This window comes from Nocardiopsis quinghaiensis (genome assembly GCF_008638365.1).
GTDB classification, from domain to species: Bacteria; Actinomycetota; Actinomycetes; order Streptosporangiales; family Streptosporangiaceae; genus Nocardiopsis; species Nocardiopsis quinghaiensis.
Genome location: NZ_VWVU01000008.1, coordinates 1 through 18,610, shown reverse-complemented (window position 1 = coordinate 18,610; position 18,610 = coordinate 1). Strand labels below are relative to the sequence as shown.

Genomic DNA, 18,610 nt, shown 5'->3' with positions numbered 1-18,610 from the left:
GGGGGTGGGGGGCCGGGGCGGGGGGGGGGGGGGCGGGGGGGGGGGGGCGGGGGGGGCCGCCGCGCCCCCCTCTCCCGTGGCGCCCTCCCCGGCCGGGTACGGCCCGGCCCAGTGGCTGACCGGAAACGTCGCCGGTGCGGGGGGAGAGAGCTCCGGACCTCGGTGATCTTGCCCCCGAGGGCACTGTCGGCGCTCCGCGGTGACGCCAGGAGCAAGATCAGCGCGAAGGGGACCCCCTGGTTCGCACCCGCGGCGCGAACGCAGCAACCTGACGAAGTACTACTAGGGCAGATCGGCGCGTACCCGGCGTGCCGCCTCCACCATGTTGCGCAGGGCCCGCTCGACCTCGGCGTAGCCGCGCGTCTTGAGACCGCAGTCCGGGTTGACCCACAGGTTCCCGGCGTCGATGTGCGCGACCGCCAGCCGCAGCGCACCCTCGACCTCCTCCGCCGAGGGCACCCTCGGCGAGTGGATGTCGTACACGCCCGGGCCGATCCCGCGCTTGTAGCCGCGGCTGCCGAGGTCACGTACCAGCTCCATGCGCGACCGGGCCGCCTCCACACTGGTGACGTCGGCGTCCAGGGCCTCGATCCCGTCGACGATCAGCCCGAACTCCGAGTAGCACATGTGCGTGTGGATGGTCGTGGACGGCGACACCCCGGAGGTGGCCAGGCGGAAGGAGTTCACCGCCCAGTCCAGGTACTCCCCGCGCCGCTCCCCGCGCAGCGGCAGCAGCTCGCGCAGGGCCGCCTCGTCCACCTGGATGTGGCGGATCCCGGCGCGCTCCAGGTCGGCGACCTCGTCGCGCAGCGCGAGGCCCACCTGGCGGGCGGTCTCGCCCAACGGCTGGTCCGTGCGCACGAACGACCAGGCGAGCATGGTCACCGGGCCGGTCAGCATGCCCTTGACCGGCTTGTCGGTGCGCGACTGGGCGTAGGTGGTCCACTCGACCGTCATCGGCTCGGGACGCGAGACGTCGCCGAACAGGATCGGCGGGCGCACGCACCGCGAACCGTAGGACTGCACCCAACCGTGGGAGGTGGTGGCGTAGCCCTCCAGCTGCTCGGCGAAGTACTGCACCATGTCGTTGCGCTCGGGCTCACCGTGCACGAGCACGTCCAGGCCGATCTCCTCCTGGAGCGCGATGACCCGGTCGATCTCCGCGCGCAGGATCCGCTTGTAGGCGTCCTCGGCCAGCTCTCCCCGCCGGTGCGCGGCGCGGGCCCGGCGCAGCTCCGGGGTCTGCGGGAACGATCCGATCGTGGTCGTGGTGAGCGGGGTCTCCGTGGGCCTGCCGCGGTCCTGGGGCCGCTCGTAGGCCTCCGGTCCCAGTGCGTCGAGGCGTGCGCGCACGCGGGCGTCGGTGAAGGCCGGGGGACGGACGCCGTCCTCTCCGGCGTACTCGGCCTCGGCCCCCTCGGAGAGCACGCGGCCGAGCAGGGCCACCTCTCCCGCCTTCTGCGCGGCGAAGGCCAGGGCTCCGCGCAGCTCGGGGGCCAGGGAGGTCTCGGCGTCCAGGTCCAGGGGCACGTGCAGCAGGGAGCAGGAGGTGCTCACGGACAGCTCGTCGGTGAGGGCGAGCAGCGTACCGAGCGTGGCCACGGCGGCCGGGACGTCGGTGCGCCAGACGTTGCGGCCCTCCACCACGCCCGCGACCAGGCGGGTGGCGCCCAGACCGGAGACCTTCGCCAGGTCGTCCACACCCTCGTCGTCGGTGACCAGGTCCAGGCCCACGGCCTCGACCGGGGAGTCCTTGAGGACGCGCAGGGCGGGCGCGCCGATGGAGCCGAAGTAGGCGGAGACCAGCAGTGCGGGACGGTCGGAGAGGGAACCCAGGCGCTGGTAGACGCGCTCCAGGCGGTCGACGGCGGCGCGGCCCTCGTCGGTGGCCAGGATCGGCTCGTCCAGTTGGACCTCGGTGGCGCCAGCGGCCCGCAGGTCGCCGAGGAGTCGGGCGTAGGCGTCCAGGAGCTGGTCGAGCAGGCCGATGGGCTCCCATCCCCCGGGAGCGTCGTCGGCGGCCTTGGCCAGCATCAGGAAGGTGAGCGGGCCGACCAGGACCGGACGGGTGTGGAACCCCGCCTCGGCGGCCTCACGGAACTCGGCGACGGGCTTGTCGCCGACCAGGCGGGGGCGGGTGCTCGGTGAGAGCTCGGGGACCAGGTAGTGGTAGTTGGTGTCGAACCACTTGGTCATCTCCAGCGGCGGGGCCCCCTGCTCGCCGCGGGCGAGGGCGAAGTAGCGGCGCAGCTCCTCGTCCCGGTGGTCCGCGGCGGCGGGCGGAGCGAAGCGGGAGGGGACGAGGTCGAACAGGACCGCGGTGTCCAGGACGTGGTCGTAGTAGGAGAAGGTGTTGGACGGGATGTCGTCCACGCCGGCCTCACGCAGCCGGGCGTAGACGCCCCGGCGCAGGTCGGCCGCGACCGCGTCCAACTCCTGGGCGCTGGTCTCACCCCTCCAGTAGGACTCGCTGGCGCGCTTGAGCTCCCGGTCGGGGCCGATGCGCGGGTAGCCGTGCACGGTGGAGCGCACCAGGGGTCGGGGCGCGTCCGGGGAGGCGGCGGCCTCCGGAGTCCTGGGTGTCTCGGTCATGAGCTTCTCTCCCTCGTCGAAAGCCGGGTACCGGCCGCGAGACGGAGCGAGGAGCGGGCACACCGATGAACGCGCCCGTGAGCGCGCGCACCCGCCACCGCCCTCGGCCCTCCCTCGGGGCACGGGACCACCGACGGCACGTGCGCGCCGCCGGGTGGAGGCAGGTCTTCGGACTCGGGGGCGCGGGCGGTGCGGACACCGCTCCTCCTACTGGCCGCCGCTTCCCGGTCTCCGGCCCTTCCAGCCGGGTCACCAGTGCTTGTGGCGACGCTCGTTCCCCCATACCGCTGCGGGGCAGTCCCGGAGTCGCACCGGGTTCCCTCTTGCGACACGCCCCTCCCCCACCGGGTACCGCCCGGATCGCGGGGTGGCACGTGTACCTTCCACGGCTGCAAGTATAGGGAGCGTCGTTCGCCCCTGTATCCGGCGCGCACTCCACCCCTGTGTCCGTGAACTCCTGGCGCACGACCGGCGTCACACCCGGTGTGAAGCGTTGCGCGGGCGAGCCTCCCCCTGTCGCTCCCCGCGGACGTTCGTCTGACGATGAACGTGGAGATCCCCTGGTGAACAAGCAGTCCCATCCGACCATGGCTCCTAACCATCCCCTCATCACGATTCTGGTGGCGCTCCTGGTCCTGGCGGGGATGGTGTTACTGGCGATCCGGCCCTCCGGTGAAGCCGACCCGTCCACGGACGGAACATCGGTGTCCTCCGCCGAGGAGGAGGCACCGCCCCCGGCCGAGGGCGAGCCCGACGGGCTGACCGTGGTGGACGCGGCGGACGTGGTGGGCGTTGAGGAGGCCGAACTGGCCTACGACGGCGGGATCCCCGCCTCGGTGGCCTACCCGGTCATCCCCAACGCCGAGCCACTGGCCGACTTCCTGGAGCGCGAGCTCAACGACGAGGCGCACGCCTTCGAGGCCGCGAGCCCCGGCGCGGTCTCCTTCGAGGCGGAGTGGAACCTGACCGCGGCGGGCGGCGGCCTGGTGGGGGTCAGGATGACACGGGTCGAGACCGACTCCGAGGGGCCCAAGGAGGGGTACACCACCTACTGGTACGACACCGCCACCGCCGAACACCATCCCTCCACCGCCCTGGTCGCCGGGCAGGAGGAGTTGGAGAGGCTCAACACCCTGGTGCGCGAGGCGGTGGGGAACGGGGACGGCGGCTCCGCCGATCCCGACGTCATCCACCCGATCAGCTCCCTGTACGACTCGATGGGGTTCAACCCCGGCGGTGACCTGGTCGTGGAGTTCGACGCCGGACAGGTCGCACCCGTGTCGGAGGGCCGCACGTACGCGGTGGTCGACGCCGAGGAGGCCGGGGCGCTGCTGTCCGAACTGGGCGCGCGCGTGCGCGACGCCGCGACCGTGGGTGTCGAGGACTTCGAGGTCAGCGCCCCGGCCCAGACAGCCGGGAACGGCGGTGGCGACGGCCCCGGGGTCGGGGAGCTGTACCCGGTCGACGACGGCGTCGACTGCTCCGACCCCGGCACCAAGTGCGTGGCGCTGACCTTCGACGACGGCCCGGGCGGACGCACCTCCGAACTACTGGACGTCCTGGCCGAGTACGACGCGCGGGCCACGTTCTTCCTCACCGGACACCCGGTCATGGAGCACCCGCACACGGTGCGGCGCGCCTACGCCGAGGGGCACGAGCTGGCCAACCACACCCTGAACCACCCCGACCTGGCCGGCCTGGGAACGGGACGGGTGCGCTCGGACCTGAACACCGTGCAGGCGCTGGTGTACCGCGAGACGGGATACACCATGGACCTGATGCGTCCGCCGTACGGCTCCACCGACGACGGCGTGGCGTCGGTGACCGCCGATCTGGGCCTGGCCCAGATCCTGTGGAGCGTGGACACCCTCGACTGGAAGGACCGGGACGCCTCGGTGGTGCGCGACCGGGTGCTGAAGGGCGCCTCCGACGGAGCGATCATCCTCATGCACGACATCCACGGCACCACCATCGACGCCACCCACACGGTCGTCGGGGAGCTGGACGCGCGCGGGTACACCATGGTCACCGTGTCCCAGCTGCTCGGGACCACGACCCCCGGCGAGGTCTACGTCGACAGGGTCCCCGACGTCTCCGAGGAGGACGTGTAGGAGAACGCCCAGACACGTGGAGGTGACCACATGCGGTCACCTCCACGGGACCGGGCACGACGTCCTCTATGTTGCTCCCATCAGCCACGTTGGCATCCGCACGAGGATGAGGGAGTCCGGTGTTGTCGTCGACCCGAGTTCGTCCGAGTGAGGCCGTCCGGTGTCCGGTGGGCGGGGGGCGCGGACCGCGGGAGCGCAGGCCACGGTGGCCCGCGGCCGTGCTGGCGGCGCTGGTCCTGCCGCTGGCGGCCTGCGACGTCCAGGAGGCCGCCTCCGGGGTCGGGGATCCGGAGCTGATCACGGTCCTGCTGGACGAGGCGGGTGAGGAGGTCACCGAGTGGCGCGGTGACGCGGACGACTTCGGAGAGCACCCGTACCGGCCGGAGGGCCTGGAGATCAACGTCGCCTACCCGCGGTTCACGGGGGCCGGGTCCTTCTCCCAGGGGCTGGCGGCTCGGGTGGACCAGGAGGTGCGGGACTTCCGCGGCGCCAGCCGGAACCCGGTGAGCCTGGACATCGGGTGGGAGGTGGTCGCCGCGGGACACGGCGTGCTGGGCGTTCGCCTGGTGCGGACCGAGGAGGACTACCACGGGCTGCGCCAGGGATACGGGACGTACTGGTACGACACGGCCACCGGCCACACCGCGTACGCGACGGAACTGCTGGCCGACGGCGCGGCGCTGGAGAAGCTCAACGGAATCGTCCGCGGGGTGTTCGCCCACGAGGAGGACGTGGACGTGGAGGGCCTGCACCCGGTGATGCGCACGTACGACTCGATGGGGTTCAACACCGACGGGGACCTGGTCGTGGAGTTCGACGACGGGCACCTGTCCCCGGTCGTGGAGGGCCATCCGCCGACGTCGGAACCGGGCCGGATGGTCGCGGTCGTGCCCTCGGAGCAGGCCCTCCCGCTGCTGTCCGACCTGGGTGAGCGGGCGCGGAGGGCCTCGCTGGTCGAGGAGCCCGTGCTGGCCGTGGAGGCCCCTCCGTCCACCGGCCCGGGCTCTCCGCCGGTGGCACCGGGGGTGGTCTCGGCCGGTGACCCGGACGTGGACTGCGCGAAGGACAAGTGCATCGCACTGACCTTCGACGACGGCCCGGCCGAGACGACACCGCACCTGTTGGACCTGCTGGCGGAGGAGGACGTGACGGCGTCGTTCTTCCTGAACGGCGACCCGGCCCTGACCCGGCCCGGTGTGCTGCGGCGCACCTACGCCGAGGGGCACGAGATCGGCAGCCACAACGACCTGCACGAACACATGCCGAAGCACTTCGCCGACGAGGAGCTGACCGGCCAGGTGGCCGCGGTGAGCGCGATGGTACGCCGCCAGACGGGGCACACCGTGGAGCTGTTCCGGCCGCCGTTCGGGGACAGCTCGCCGGAGGTGCTGGGGGAGATCGGCAGGCAGGGCATGGCCGAGATCCTGTGGAGCCAGGACAGCGAGGACTGGACCGACACGAACCGCGACGAGATCGTGGAGAGCGTGGTGGGACAGGCCGAGCCCGGCGCGGTGGTGCTGCTGCACGACACCCTGTCACCGACCCTGGCGGCGGCCCCGGAGATCATCGAGCGGCTACGTGGGCAGGGGTACGCGTTCGCGACCGTCAGCCAGGTCTACGGCGGCCCGGAGGTGGGCGAGAGCTACCCGCCCGGGGGCCTGGTCTGACAGCCGCGGGGTGAACGCCTGCCCCCGCTCCCCGGAGCCGGCGGGTCCGGCGCCGCCGACCCGCACGGAGGAGGGCGCGGGCTCCCCCTCACACGGAGTCCGGCTGTTTCCCGGTACCCGACGGTGCGGGAACGTCAGCGCCGACGGCCTCGCCGATGGAGCGGTAACCGGCGGAGCGGACCAGCCGGGCGAGGCCCCGGTGGATGCGGCGGGGCCAGAAGGGGCCGCCGTAGACGAAACCGGTGTAGCCCTGCACGAGTGTGGCTCCGGCGCGGATGCGGGCCCAGGCGTCCTGGGGGGTCTCGACACCGCCGACGGCGACCAGGGTGACGCGGTCGCCCACGCGGGCGCGCAGGCGGCGCAGCACCTCCAGGGAGCGCCGCTTGAGCGGGGCGCCGGACAGGCCACCCGCACCGGCGGCCTCCACCTGGTCGGCGGAGGCGGTGAGGCCCTCGCGGGAGATCGTGGTGTTGGTGGCGATGATGCCGTCGAGCCCCTCGGCGAGGGCGAGGTCGGCGACGGCGTCGATGTCCTCGTCGGCGAGGTCGGGGGCGATCTTGACCAGAAGGGGCAGATCCGGGTGACCGGCCTCGGTGAGGGCCCCGCGCACTGCGGCCAGGAGCGGGCGCAGCCGCTCCACACCCTGGAGGTCGCGCAGCCCCGGCGTGTTCGGCGAGCTGACGTTGACCACCAGGTAGTCGGCGTAGCGGGCCAGGCTCCGGGCGCTGACGGCGTAGTCGGCGGGGGCCTCCGCCTCGGGGGTCACCTTGGTCTTGCCGATGTTGACGCCCAGTACCGGACGGCGTCCGCCGAGCTGGTGGTGGAGGCGCTCGGCGACCAGGGCCGAGCCCTCGTTGTTGAAGCCCATCCGGTTGACGATCGCACGGTCCCCCACCAGCCGGAACAGGCGCGGCTTGGGGTTGCCCGGCTGGGGTTGGGCGGTGACGGTGCCGATCTCCACGAAGCCGAAGCCGAGCGCGGCCAGGCCGGAGGGGCTCTCAGCGTTCTTGTCGAAGCCAGCCGCGAGCCCCAGCGGGCCGGGGAACTCCCGGCCCAGGGCGTGCACGGTCAGCTCCGGCTCACGCGGCCCGAGGACCCTGCCCATCGCGGCGGCGACGCCGGGAAGGGCGGCCACACCGCGCAACGCGGCGAAGCTGAGCTTGTGGACCTTCTCCGCGTCCATGCGGCGCAGGACCGAGCGGAAGACAATCTGGTAGAACACGGTCATCCGTTTCCGTCGCCCTCGCGCTCTGCGAGGTAGCGTTCGAGTTCCGCGCCGAGTTCCTCGGCGGTGGGCAGTTTGGCCTCGTCGTCGGCCAGCGGCAGCGTGGGACGTTCCTCGGGGTCGGTCCGCGCGGACATGATGTCGTCGTACTGGCGCTCCAGGTTGGCCACGACGCGCTGGACCTCCTCGGAGGCCGCGACCTGTTCGGCGATGTCGACGTCGGTCGTCCGGGCGGTCTCCTCCAGCTCGCTGGTGGGCAGGACCAGACCCGTGGCCCCGGCCACGTACTCGGTGGCGGCGATGGCCGCGCGCGGGTACTGGGACTGGGCCAGGTAGCTGGGCACGTGGACGGCGTAGCCGACGAAGTCGTGGCCTCCCTCGCCCAGCCGGTACTCCAGCATCGAGGTGGCGCTGCCGGGCACCTCGACACGGCCGATCCACGGGGTGTGTCCCTCGACCAGCTCGGGGCGGGTGGAGTGCGGGGTGACCGTGATCGGCCGGGTGTGCGGGACCGCCATGGGGATGCCGTGGGTGCTGATGGACAGCGTGACGGAGAAGTGGTCGACGAGCCGGCCGACGGCGGCGGCGAAGGCCTCCCACTCACGGTCCGGTTCCGGGCCGTGCAGGACCAGGAAGGGGGCGTCCTCCTCGTCGTGCATCCGGTACAGAGCCAGTTTGGGCGTGTCGTAGGCGGTCCAGGTGTTCTCGACGAAGGTCATCATCGGACGGCGCGACCGGTAGTCCACGAGGCGGTCGGTGTCGAAGGTCGCGATCTCCTCCGCGGTGAGTCGATCGAACAGCGACGTGACCATCTGGCGTCCGGTGTGTCCGGCGTCCACGAAGCCGTCCAGACAGACAAGCATCGCCAGCCCGGCGACGTCGTCGAAGCCAGGGTGGAGTTCGTACAGGTCTGCGGAATCACGCACCGGGTTCTCGTCTCCAAAAGGGTCGGGGTCACAGGGCCCGCGTTCACCCGGCGGTCGGGACACGGCCGGGCAGGTCCGGCTTGGTGCCGCCTGGGGTGTTGTGCCCTGCTTTTCCACAATACCGATCCGGTTCCCCCGGAGCTGAAGCGCGGGAGCATCCCCACACCGGACCGGTGGGAGCCGGTCCCCCCGGAGCTGAAGCGCGAGAGCATCCCCACACCGGACCGATGGGAGCCGGTCCCCCCGGAGCTGAAGCGCGAGAGCATCCCCACACCGGACCGGTGGGAGCCGGTCCCCCCGGAGCTGAAGCGCGGGAGCATCCCCACACCGGACCGGTGCCCCACCACGCGGCGGGGCACCCCTTCCCCGTCAGCGCTGCCCGGCCACCCGCAGGGCGCGCAGCCGGTTGAGGACGGCGGCGACCTCGTACCGGCGCGGCAGGACGTAGTCGCCGCCGAAGTCGGAGCCGAGCAGCGTGACGCCCCCTCTGTCCAGGGCCTCGTCCAGGGAGTCGAGCGCCTCGGCGAGGGTGCGGGTGCCGTCCAGGTGACGGCCGCCGACGAGTGCGCGAAGGGCGAGACCGGCTCCGGTGATCTGACCGGGGTCGGCGAACTGCTCGATCGCGCGCACGTCGATGTCGTTCTCGCCGAACACCAGCACGTCCGTGTCGCGGCGCTTGATCCTGCCCCGGCCGCGCGCGGTGGTGTCGTCCACGGAGGCGGGTTCGACCACCCGGGCTCGGGGCAGGGCGAAGCCGGCGTCGACGCGCTCGTGGGCCAGCTCCCGTGCCCGCTCGGTGACGTCGTGCGGGTGGTAGGCGTCGAGCATGATGACCTGGTCGGCGACGTCGAAGTAGTCGCCGCTACCGCCCATGACCAGGACCGTGGAGACCCCGTGCTCGCGGTACAGGGGCCGGACGAGGTCGATGAAGGGGATCAGGGGCTCGCGGTCGCCGTGGACGAGGGCCTGCATGCGCTCGTCCCGGATCATCAGGTTGGTGGCGGTGGAGTCCTCGTCCACCAGCAGCGTGTGCGACCCCGCCTCCACGGCCTCACAGATGTTGGCGGCCTGCGAGGTGGATCCGGAGGCGTTCTCGGTGCGGAAGTCGCTCGTGTCCGCGCCGGTGGGCAGGTTGCGCACGAAGGGGCTGACGTCCACGCGCTCGACCCGGCGTCCCTCCTCCGCGCGGATCTTGACGGCGTCGTCCCTGGTCACCACAAGTTCGCGCCCGTCACCGGGCACGTGGTCGTAGACACCGCGCTCCAGGGCGTGCAGCAGCGTGGACTTGCCGTGGAAGCCGCCCCCGACGATGAGGGTGATGCCCTCGGGGACTCCCATGCCGCTCACGGTGCCCCGGTGCGGCAGGTCGACGCTCACCCTCAGGCTCTCGGGTGGGTCGAAGGGCACGGCGCCCCGGGTCATGGGCTCGTCGCTGACGCCGCTGCGCCGGGGCAGGACGGCTCCCTCGGCGACGAAGGCGACCAGGTTCCTCTCCGCCAGCCGGGCGCGCAGGGCGACCGTGTCGGCGACGGTGTCGGCGAAGGCGACGGCCTCCTCTACGTCGATCTCCTCCCAGTCCAGGTCGTCGACCAGGTCGGGCAGGGTCCGGCACAGCTCGCGCTCGGCGGTGCGGCCGTCGATGCGGCGGCCGTGCCCGGGCAGGTCGATGCCGATGCGCAGGTCGATACCGCCGTCGGTGAGCTGACAGGAGGAGCGCTCGATGACCTCCTGGCCGCCGGTGTCGATCTTGAGCAGCGATCCCCGCAACAGCCTGCGGGCTCGCCGCCCCAGGTAGTCGGCGGTGGCGCGGCGGCGCACCGGGTCGCCCCAGGCGCTCTTGGGGATACCGGTGTCCGGGACGAGCACCCGCACGCGCGAGGGCGGTGCGAACGGGTCGGCCTGGACCCGTTCCACGGTCAGGGTGAAGTCGCCGAAGTCCCAGTCCCCCTTGAGGGACTTGTAACGCCCGTATGAGGCCCCGTCCATGCGCAGCAGCTCGCTGGAGAGCCTGGCTTCGTCGCGGACGCCGCCGATGGGCTCGGGCTCGGGCCCGCGCCCGCCGCCGCGGCCTCCACCGCCGCCGTGCCGGCGCCCCTGGCCGCCCCCGTACCGTCCCGTCATGGCTGTCCCCCTGGGTGTCGCTATCCGCTGCTCCGGCCAGGTTAGGCGTTTCGCGGTTTCCTCGCAGAGAGCCTGTGGACAGCCCGGAAAGGGGTCCGGGGACGAGATCGGCCCCGGGGGGCGCCGGGGCCGATCTCTCGGGGGGTGTGCCACAGACCCCTCCGGCACCAAGGGGGTGCGCCGGGGAGTGCGGCGGGCACCTCCCCGGGAGGGGTGGGGAGGTGCCTCGGTTCAGTTCTACCGGAAGTCGGGGCCGTGCGCGGGGGAAACCCGGATTTCGTCGGCCCAGGTGCGCTTTCGACGGTCAACGGGACCTTCCCGGCGGCCGTCGTACCCGGTCGGCCCTCCGGGTCGCGTGCCCCTTCATCCCTCCAGGGCGACGCGCAGGGCCCGGTCGTGATCGTCCACGGGCTCGTCGGCCAGGTCGTCGACGAACACCGCGACGAGCTCCCCTCCTCCGTCGGCGACCCTGCCGAGCAGTTCCCGCCAGTGGTACAGGTTGGGGTGCTCGAACTCCGTGCACGCCTCGGCCGGGGCCAGCTCCGCCACGGCCGCCTCCAACTGGCCGGTGGAGACGGGACGGCTGGCGGTGCCGCGCCGGTGGCCGGCCACCCGGGCCAGGACCACCGCGGGCAGGTAGTTGCCGCCCTTGTTGGTCAGCGCGAACACGGTCTCCCCACCGCGTACGAGACCGACCCCGTAGGCGGCGGGCCTCCTCCAGCCCGGGTGCTCCGCCTCCAGGCGCTCGCGGACGGCGGCGATCTCCTCCTTGGTGGTCCACCGCTCCACGGAGGGCTCCTCCGGCTGGTCGCGCCCCACCTGGAGGTGCAGGGTCCCCGTGGCCACGGACACCGCCTCGCCGCCGATCAGCACGCGCTCGCCCCGGTCCTCCAGGAGAAGGTCGCCGCCGCGCGCGGAGGCCTGGTGCGCGGTCAGCGCGCTCCGGCCCAGGCGCTCGGCCCAGAACGGGGTGAGCACGGTGTGCGCCCTGCCGGTGACCGGATCCTCGGATACGCCGATGTTGGGTGCGAAGACCCGGGAGACGAAGTCGGGCCCGTCGTCGGCCCGCGCGGTGACGATCACCAGGTGGTACGGCATCCGGGCGAGCGCGGCGGTGTCGGGGGCCAGGCCCCGCACGGTGTCCTCGTCGGCGAGCTCGACCAGCAGGTCCTCCTCCCCGCCCAGGCCCACCCACAGGGGTTCGGCTCCGAGGGCCCGGGCCAGCCCCCCGGGCGCCTCGGCCCGCTTCGGGGGTTTGGCGGGAAAGTCCATCCACAGCCGGCCGTCGCGCTCGGTCACGGTGAGGACTCCGCTGCGGGTGGTGAAGCGGTAGGGGCCGGGGACGCCGCGCTCGGCGAGGGTGTGGGCGGTGGCCAGGGTCGCGTGCCCGCACAGGTCGATCTCGACGGTGGGCGTGAACCAGCGCAGCTCGTAGTCGGCCCCCTCCTCGTCCACGGGGCGGACGAAGGCGGTCTCGGACAGGTTGAACTCGGCGGCCACCCCCTGCGCCCAGCTGTCGGGGTAGTCCCCGTCCAGGACCAGGACTGCGGCGGGGTTCCCGGCCAGGGGCCGGTCGGTGAAGGCGTCGACCACGCGGTACTCAGGCATGGGGCCAGACTAGAAGTGCCCCGAAGACGCACCAAGGTCCAGTCGGCGGCTCGGTGGATCCTTTCCCGCGGCGCCCGGAGGTCCCCTCCTAAAGGGGGGGCTCGTCGAGGATGAACATGGTCTGCGTGCTCTTCACCTCGGGGAGGCGCTGGAGGCGTTCGAGGACGAAGGTGCGCAGGGCCGCGGCGTCGGTCACGCGGACCAGCAGGAGCAGGTCGACGTCCCCCGAGACCAGGGCGGCGTGGTCGACCTCGGGGATGTCGCGCAGATAGCCGCGGAAACGCTCCCAGGAGTGCTGTTCGATGCGCACGGACACGTAGGCGGACAGGGCGGTGCCGTACTTCTCGGGGTCGATGACGGCGGTGAACCCGCGGATGACGCCCTCGCCGCGCAGGCGCTCGAGTCGGGAGTAGGCGTTGGCGCGGGAGATGTGCGCCTGTTCGGCGACCGCGCGGATGGACATGCGTCCGTCGCCGCGGAGCAGGGAGATGATGCGACGGTCGGTGTCGTCCAACTGTACGGCCATGTGTCTTACCTCATACCGCTCGCGCGATGATCGAATGAGAACATCCGGGTCGCCGGGCCGCACTACTGGGCAGTTCGTCCAGCATCGGAGTGGAGATATCGACAATATGGGGTTATTCACCTCATATTCAAGACATGAAGCACACCGATGGGCGATCTCAGGCTCCTCCACTCCCCTCGACGGAGCCCGTACGCCTCGTGGACCGGCACGGCCGGCGTGTGGGACACCCGTTGTTCACCGCTCCCGGTCCCGCCCGGCTCGCCGACCTCCACCGCGCGATGGTCATCGGACGCCGCTTCAACCAGCAGGCCGGCACACTCGCCCGCCGGGGCAGCCTCGCCGTGTACCCGTCCTCGACGGGGCAGGAGGCCGCGCAGGTCGGCGGTGTGCTGGCCCTGTCGGAACAGGACTGGCTCTTTCCCAGCTACCGCGACAGCGTCGCCCTCATCACCCGCGGGGTCGACCCGGCGCAGACCCTGACCCTGTTCCGCGGCGACTGGCACGCCGGGTACGACCCCCGCCGCCACCGTTGCGCGCCGCAGTGCACCCCGCTGGCCACGAACGCCTCCCAGGCGGTGGGACTGACCTACGCCGCGCGCCGCGAGGGCCGCGACGTGGCCGCCCTCGCGCTGATGGGCGACGGCGCCACCAGCGGGGGCGACGCCCGCGAGGCCTACGACTTCGCCGCCGTGTGGAACGCCCCCGTGGTCTTCCTCGTGCAGAACGACCACTGGGCGACCAGCGTGTCCCCGCACCGGCCCGCCGCACCTGCCCTGGATCCCGGGGCGAGCGGCTACGGGGTGAAGGGCTACCACGTGGACGGCAACGACGCGGCCGCGGTGTACGCCGTGGTCTCCCGGGCGCTGGCCGAGGCGCGGTCCGGAGGCGGGCCCGCCATCGTCGAGGCGGTCACCTGCCGGCTGGACCCGCACACCGGCTCCGGCGCCTACCGGGACGGCGCCGAGGTCGCCTACTGGACCGAGCGCGACCCGCTGCTGCGCACGGAGGCCCTGCTGCGCGCGGAGGGCGCGCTCGGGAACGACGGGGAGGCGGACCGGGCCCTGGCCGCCTTCGGCGCCGACGCCGAGAGGGTCGCCGCCCTCGTGCGCGAGCGCATGGCCGGGGAGGACGGGGCGGCGCGGTCAACGGCGACCGCCGGCCCGTCCACACCCCCGACCGAACGCGTCCGCGTGGTGTCGCCGCGGCCCCGCGTCCGTTCCGCGGGGTCCCCGGGAACGGCTCCCCGGCCGCCCGTCCGCGGTCATCCGCCGCGCAGCCTGTCGACCGCGGAGCTGCGGCGCGAGCCCAGGCTGTGACGGCCGCTGCTCTGGGCCGTCAAACCCCTGCCCCTGCCCCTGCCCCCGCCGTTCGCACCGGCGTGCGCGCCGGACGGGCGGCGGGTCCAGACGAGGAACAGGGCGATCAGCAGGACCGGGACGACGGCCATGGCCAGCAGCCCGGTACCGCCCACGGCGCCGTCCGAACCCATGAGCTGGAAGCCGGAGAGGTCGTTGGCGGCGGTCTCCGCGGTCACACCGCCGTCCCCGCCGTCACCTTCGGTGGCGGCGCCCTCCTCGGACCGCTCCCGCTTGGCGGCCTCCTGCCCGGAGCCGTCGTCGGTGGCCTTCCCGGGAGCCTCTTCCTCCTCCGAGGGCTTCTCCTCGGGCTCCTCGGCGGACTCCTGCTCCTCTTCCCCGTCGGCCTTCTGCTCCTCCTGGGGCAGGGCCTCCTCAGGGATCGGGGAGACCGCGTCCTCGCACGTGTTCCCGGGCTGCTGGAAGGGGTGCGGGGCGCCCTCGGTGCCGTTTCCGTCACCCCACTCGGTGATGTAGTACTCCACCTCGAGGTGGCCGTTGCCGCCACTGACGGTGTAGCTGGAGTCGTCCCAGGTCTCACCGGTGATCTCGGCGAAGGTCTTGCCGTCCAGGTCGAGCAGCACGTCACAGTTCTGGGAGGGGGCGCCCGGACCGCGGTCGCCGATGAAGAACTCGGCCTTCTTGCCCTCGTAGACGATGTAGCCCTCGGTGCCGAGCGGCCAACTGGGACTGGAGAACAGGCCCTTCTGCATGGGTTCCCCACTTGCGGGGGCTCCCGTGTCTCCTTGGATACCGGAACCGTCGTCCCAGAAATAGGTCGCGGTGACTCCGCCGTACTGAATCGGGGTTTCGTTGCTCATGAGGTGAAGACCGGGTAGACGACAGGGCCGAGAAGACCGCGGACACGACGCGTCCACCACGCGGGCACGCTGGATGCGCCCCCCGCGGGGGCGGGGGGACGTGTCATGGCAGGGTTCTCCCGCGTCGCTGGCGGCGAGGACGGGCGGGAACGGGAGGTGTCTCCGCTGGCACAGGCACGTGGATTCGTGCGGCCCTGGTCCCGAGAAGAGGTCTCGACTCCCTTGCGGCGCACAGCCGGTCAAGGGCTCGGCAACGGTTCGTCAAGAGGTAATAACGAACCGATCACGAGGACCCTAACCCACCCTTTGGGTAAAGTGTGCGACCTTGCGGGTAAAATGACTTTGCGTGTCTGCCGCAATACGTTACGAACAGGGACGTAGAAGGGGTCGAAAAAGCGGAGAATCCCTTGTCAGGAGGGATTTACGGACCCGCCCGAAGACGGCGGGCGGGTCCGCGCGTGGCCCTCGCCATACGCCGATGTCCGGCCGGCCCCGGCGGCCGTCCGGTGTCAGGTCACCTGGGCGCGCAGGGCGAAGCGCTCCTGGCGCCACTCACCGGTCTCCACGACCTCCAGCAGGGCCGCCGCGGCGTCCCACACGTCCACGTAGCGCAGGTACAGCGGCGTGAACCCGAACCGCATGACGTCGGGGGCCCGGAAGTCGCCGATCACACCGCGCTCGATGAGTGCCCGCACGATCGGGTACCCCGAGCCCTCCTCCGGCTGCACCAGGGCGACCTGGCTGCCGCGCCGCCCGTGCTCCGACGGCGTGATCGAGGAGATCCCCGCCTTGGCCGCGCGGTCCAGGAACAGGTCGGTCATCGCCAGGCTCTTGGCGCGCACCCGGTCCAGGTCCGCCCGGGCCCACACGTCCAGGCTCGCCTCCAGCGCGGCGTCGGCCACCAGCGGCTGCGAACCGCTCAGGAACCGCGACACGCCCTGCGCGGGCTCGTAGCCGGCACTGAAGTCGAACGGGCGTGCGTGCCCGTGCCAACCGCTGAGCGGCTGGTCGGCCACGGCGTGGTGGCGCCGGGCGGCGTACAGGAACGCCGGGGCGCCCGGGCCGGCGTTGAGGTACTTGTAGGTGCACCCCACCGCGAAGTCCGCGCCGCTGCCGGACAGGTCGACGGGGACCGCGCCCACGCTGTGGCACAGGTCCCAGATCACCAGGGCGCCGTGCTCGTGGGCCAGGCGGGTGATGCCCGGCATGTCGCGCAGGATGCCGCTGCGGTAGTCCACGTGGCTGAGCAGCAGGACCGCGACGTCCCCCGCGGCCAGCGCCCCGGCCAGTCCGGGGCCGTCGGGGTCCACGCGCCGCTGGGTGGCGCCCGCGAGTGCGGCCGCGCCCTCGGTGACGTACAGGTCGGTGGGGAAGTTGCCCTCCTCACCCAGTACGACCGAGCGGTCGGACATGCGCAGCGCCGCGACCAGGGTCTTGAACAGGTTCGCCGAGGCGCCGTCGCCGACGACCACCTCGTCGGGGCCGGCTCCGACCAGCGGTGCGATCTTGGCGCCCAGAGTGCGCGGCTTGTCCCACCACCCGGCGTCGTTCCAGCTGCGGACGAGGTCGCGCCCCCACTCGCGTTCGATCATGTCGGCGACCCGGCCGGGGGTGGAGCGCGGCAACGCGCCCAGCGAGTTGCCGTCCAGGTAGATCACACCCTCCGGGAGGACGAACTCCTCCCGGAAGGCGGCGAGGGGGTCGGCCTCGTCGAGCGCGGCGCAGTCCTCACGGGTGGTGGGGATCATGGGGTCCTGCTTCCTCAGAGCGGTACGGACGGGGACACGGGAGCGGGCAGGCGGCGCCGAGGAGGAACCACGGCCCGGAGAGGGAGAACGGAAAGGGCGGGCGAACGGGTCAGATGGTGCTGCGGAGGGACCACAGTTCGGGGAAGACGTCCTGCTCGGCGTTGCGGGCCAGCCAGGTCAGGCCGTTGGAGCCGCCGCTGCCGGTCTTGCCGCCCATCGTGCGCTTGACGGCGACGAGATGGCGGTGCCGCCACCCGGTCACCCGCTCGGCGACGTCGAGCAACGCCTCGGCCAGCAGGAACAGGTCGTTCCCGGGCCGGTCGTCGGAGTAGACGGCCTCCCAGGCCTTCTCGACCGCGGCACTGGGCTCGTAGGGCCGGGTCCAGTCGCGCTCGGCCCGGTCGTCGGGAACCGGCAGGCCGCGGCGGTGCAGCAGGCGCAGCGCGGCGTCGTAGAGGCTGGGACGCTCCAGCAGGGCCGTGAGCTGGTCGACGACACCGCTCATGGCCTTGTGCGGGCGGATCATGGCGGCGGACTTGTTGCCGAGCAGGAACTCCAGCTTGCGGTAGCCATAGGACTGGAAGCCCGAGGCCTCGCCGAAGGAGTCCCGGAACCGGTTGAACTCGGTGGGCGTCATGTCGGCGAGCAGGCCCCAGGAGTCCTTGAGCACGTCCTGGGCGTTGCACGCGCGGCGCAGCCAGGCCAGGGCACCGGGCACGTCGTCGGCCTCCAGCGCGTCGCGGGCTGCCTCCCAGCGTTCCTGCACCAGGGCGAACAGCAGCTCCATGACCTGGGTGGCGATGATGAACGAGGACTCGGCGGGCTCGTCGGTGCGCGGCCTCTGCAGGCCCAGCAGGGTGTCGATACCGGTGTAGTCGACATAGGGGGTGTTCCGGTCGAAGGACAGGGTCGGCCCGTCCTGCCCGGTCTCGTCCTGCCCGGCTCCGTCCCGCCGCGCCCGGGCCGCGTCGGCCGCATCGGCCGCGTCGGCCCCCTCGGCGTACGGGCACTGCTGGGCGGTGGTGGAGAGCATGGAAACCCCTTGTCGGACTCGCGTGGACGGTCGCGCGGTCACGGCGCCGCCGGGAGGGATCCCCTCCCGCGCACGGCACCGTACGCGTGAGGTCACATCATCGGACAACAGCGCCCTCGAAAGGAATGGCCACTGGGCACGCATTCCGGGCATTGGTTTAGCATTCGTAAGGGATAGCGTCCCTCGACCTTGGGAGCACAAAGCATGGCCTCACGTTTGGCGACCCCGTTGGACGGTGTTGACCAGCGCATCCTCTCCGAGCTCCAACAGGACGGACGGCTGTCCTACAACGAGCTGTCCCGCCGGGTGAACCTGTCGGCGCCCGCCGTGGCCGACCGCGTACGCCGCCTCACCGACCGCGGGGTGATCACCGGCTACCACGCGCACGTGGACCCGGCCGCAGCCGGACTGCCGGTGACCGCGCTGGTGCGCATGGAGTGCTTCGGCGCGCACTGCCTGCTGCGCGAACGCTCCTCGCTGGAACTTCCGGAGATCCTCCAGGTCCACCGGGTGACCGGGGACGACTGCTGCGTACTGCTCATCGCGGTCCGCTCCATGGAGCACTTCGAGGAGGTCATCGACAGACTCGCCGAACACGGCCGTCCCTCCAGCACCATGGTCATGTCCAGCCCGGTGCCCTGGCGCGCCGTGACCGCGCCCGTGTCGGGGCGTCCCTGACCGGACGTCCGCCTCCGGCCGGGTCCGGGGCCGTCGCCCGACGTGCGGGGGAACGCGCGTCCACCGGCTCGCCTAGATGAGTGATTCCAAGGGGTCAGTGGTCGTAGGCCGTCAAAGAGCGTAGGACCGGCTGGCCGGTGCGATCGTTGTGCCAGATCGCGGCGGTCAGCGCCAGGATCCGCTGGAGCACCCGCGTGAT

The 18,610-nt window shown here is 72.2% G+C and carries 12 protein-coding genes, 2 pseudogenes and 1 riboswitch; of the genes and pseudogenes, 4 read left to right on the top strand and 10 right to left on the bottom strand.

Annotated elements, in window-relative coordinates:
- Nucleotides 1-282 precede the first annotated feature (282 nt).
- A complete protein-coding gene (gene metE, locus FYX01_RS16570; RefSeq protein WP_150242368.1) occupies nucleotides 283-2,592 on the bottom strand; it encodes a 5-methyltetrahydropteroyltriglutamate--homocysteine S-methyltransferase in 2,310 nt (769 codons plus the stop codon).
- A gap of 162 nt (nucleotides 2,593-2,754) precedes the next feature.
- Nucleotides 2,755-2,914, bottom strand: a riboswitch (cobalamin riboswitch).
- Between the two features lie 265 nt (nucleotides 2,915-3,179).
- Here metE and FYX01_RS16565 point away from each other — a divergent pair.
- Entirely contained in the window at nucleotides 3,180-4,703 is a 1,524-nt protein-coding gene (locus FYX01_RS16565) for a polysaccharide deacetylase family protein (RefSeq protein ID WP_150242366.1), read from the top strand.
- Between the two features lie 122 nt (nucleotides 4,704-4,825).
- Complete coding sequence (locus FYX01_RS16560) at nucleotides 4,826-6,370, top strand: polysaccharide deacetylase family protein (RefSeq protein WP_150242364.1); 1,545 nt, start codon at nucleotides 4,826-4,828, stop codon at nucleotides 6,368-6,370.
- Between the two features lie 88 nt (nucleotides 6,371-6,458).
- Here the strand turns inward: FYX01_RS16560 and FYX01_RS16555 are convergent, their stop codons facing one another.
- From FYX01_RS16555 to FYX01_RS16535, 5 genes and pseudogenes are all read right to left on the bottom strand, one after another.
- Entirely contained in the window at nucleotides 6,459-7,598 is a 1,140-nt protein-coding gene (locus tag FYX01_RS16555) for a quinone-dependent dihydroorotate dehydrogenase (protein ID WP_150242362.1), read from the bottom strand.
- A complete protein-coding gene (locus FYX01_RS16550) occupies nucleotides 7,595-8,521 on the bottom strand; it encodes a proteasome assembly chaperone family protein (protein ID WP_150242360.1) in 927 nt (308 codons plus the stop codon). Before FYX01_RS16550 ends, FYX01_RS16555 begins: the two co-directional genes overlap by 4 nt.
- A gap of 369 nt (nucleotides 8,522-8,890) precedes the next feature.
- Nucleotides 8,891-10,642, bottom strand: a complete 1,752-nt coding sequence (locus FYX01_RS16545) for an ABC-ATPase domain-containing protein (RefSeq protein ID WP_150242358.1) — start codon at nucleotides 10,640-10,642, stop codon at nucleotides 8,891-8,893.
- Nucleotides 10,643-11,464: 822 nt separating this feature from the next.
- Nucleotides 11,465-12,250: pseudogene (locus tag FYX01_RS16540) on the bottom strand (PhzF family phenazine biosynthesis protein); the annotation flags it as partial.
- Between the two features lie 88 nt (nucleotides 12,251-12,338).
- Entirely contained in the window at nucleotides 12,339-12,776 is a 438-nt protein-coding gene (locus FYX01_RS16535) for an Lrp/AsnC family transcriptional regulator (protein ID WP_150242356.1), read from the bottom strand.
- Nucleotides 12,777-12,910: 134 nt separating this feature from the next.
- Here FYX01_RS16535 and FYX01_RS16530 point away from each other — a divergent pair, with 134 nt between their 5' ends.
- Nucleotides 12,911-14,092 (top strand): thiamine pyrophosphate-dependent enzyme, encoded by a 1,182-nt coding sequence (locus tag FYX01_RS16530; RefSeq protein ID WP_150242354.1) that lies wholly within the window; start codon nucleotides 12,911-12,913, stop codon nucleotides 14,090-14,092.
- Here FYX01_RS16530 and FYX01_RS16525 read toward each other — a convergent pair.
- The 3 genes from FYX01_RS16525 to FYX01_RS16515 form a co-directional block, all read right to left on the bottom strand.
- Entirely contained in the window at nucleotides 14,038-14,952 is a 915-nt protein-coding gene (locus tag FYX01_RS16525; RefSeq protein WP_150242352.1) for a hypothetical protein, read from the bottom strand. The genes FYX01_RS16530 and FYX01_RS16525 overlap by 55 nt on opposite strands.
- 509 nt (nucleotides 14,953-15,461) lie before the next feature.
- Nucleotides 15,462-16,700, bottom strand: a complete 1,239-nt coding sequence (kynU, locus tag FYX01_RS16520; protein WP_150242350.1) for a kynureninase — start codon at nucleotides 16,698-16,700, stop codon at nucleotides 15,462-15,464.
- 109 nt (nucleotides 16,701-16,809) lie between these two features.
- Nucleotides 16,810-17,733, bottom strand: coding sequence for a tryptophan 2,3-dioxygenase (locus tag FYX01_RS16515; RefSeq protein WP_150242349.1), 924 nt, complete (start codon nucleotides 17,731-17,733; stop codon nucleotides 16,810-16,812).
- Between the two features lie 204 nt (nucleotides 17,734-17,937).
- Here FYX01_RS16515 and FYX01_RS16510 point away from each other — a divergent pair, with 204 nt between their 5' ends.
- A complete protein-coding gene (locus tag FYX01_RS16510; protein WP_150242347.1) occupies nucleotides 17,938-18,411 on the top strand; it encodes an Lrp/AsnC family transcriptional regulator in 474 nt (157 codons plus the stop codon).
- 94 nt (nucleotides 18,412-18,505) lie between these two features.
- On the opposite strand, the pseudogene FYX01_RS27360 reads toward FYX01_RS16510, so the two are convergent.
- Nucleotides 18,506-18,610 (bottom strand): annotated as a pseudogene (locus FYX01_RS27360) (IS982 family transposase); the annotation flags it as partial.

What these genes read in the sequence shown, in the direction of transcription:
- metE (WP_150242368.1), bottom strand. Translation starts at nt 2,592, where the DNA reads ATGACCGAGACACCCAGGACTCCGGAGGCCGCCGCCTCCCCGGACGCG.
- FYX01_RS16525 (WP_150242352.1), bottom strand. Translation starts at nt 14,952, where the DNA reads ATGAGCAACGAAACCCCGATTCAGTACGGCGGAGTCACCGCGACCTAT.
- FYX01_RS16510 (WP_150242347.1), top strand. Translation starts at nt 17,938, where the DNA reads ATGGCCTCACGTTTGGCGACCCCGTTGGACGGTGTTGACCAGCGCATC.
- FYX01_RS16515 (WP_150242349.1), bottom strand. Translation starts at nt 17,733, where the DNA reads ATGCTCTCCACCACCGCCCAGCAGTGCCCGTACGCCGAGGGGGCCGAC.
- FYX01_RS16530 (WP_150242354.1), top strand. Translation starts at nt 12,911, where the DNA reads ATGAAGCACACCGATGGGCGATCTCAGGCTCCTCCACTCCCCTCGACG.
- FYX01_RS16545 (WP_150242358.1), bottom strand. Translation starts at nt 10,642, where the DNA reads ATGACGGGACGGTACGGGGGCGGCCAGGGGCGCCGGCACGGCGGCGGT.
- kynU (WP_150242350.1), bottom strand. Translation starts at nt 16,700, where the DNA reads ATGATCCCCACCACCCGTGAGGACTGCGCCGCGCTCGACGAGGCCGAC.
- FYX01_RS16555 (WP_150242362.1), bottom strand. Translation starts at nt 7,598, where the DNA reads ATGACCGTGTTCTACCAGATTGTCTTCCGCTCGGTCCTGCGCCGCATG.
- FYX01_RS16535 (WP_150242356.1), bottom strand. Translation starts at nt 12,776, where the DNA reads ATGGCCGTACAGTTGGACGACACCGACCGTCGCATCATCTCCCTGCTC.
- FYX01_RS16565 (WP_150242366.1), top strand. Translation starts at nt 3,180, where the DNA reads ATGGCTCCTAACCATCCCCTCATCACGATTCTGGTGGCGCTCCTGGTC.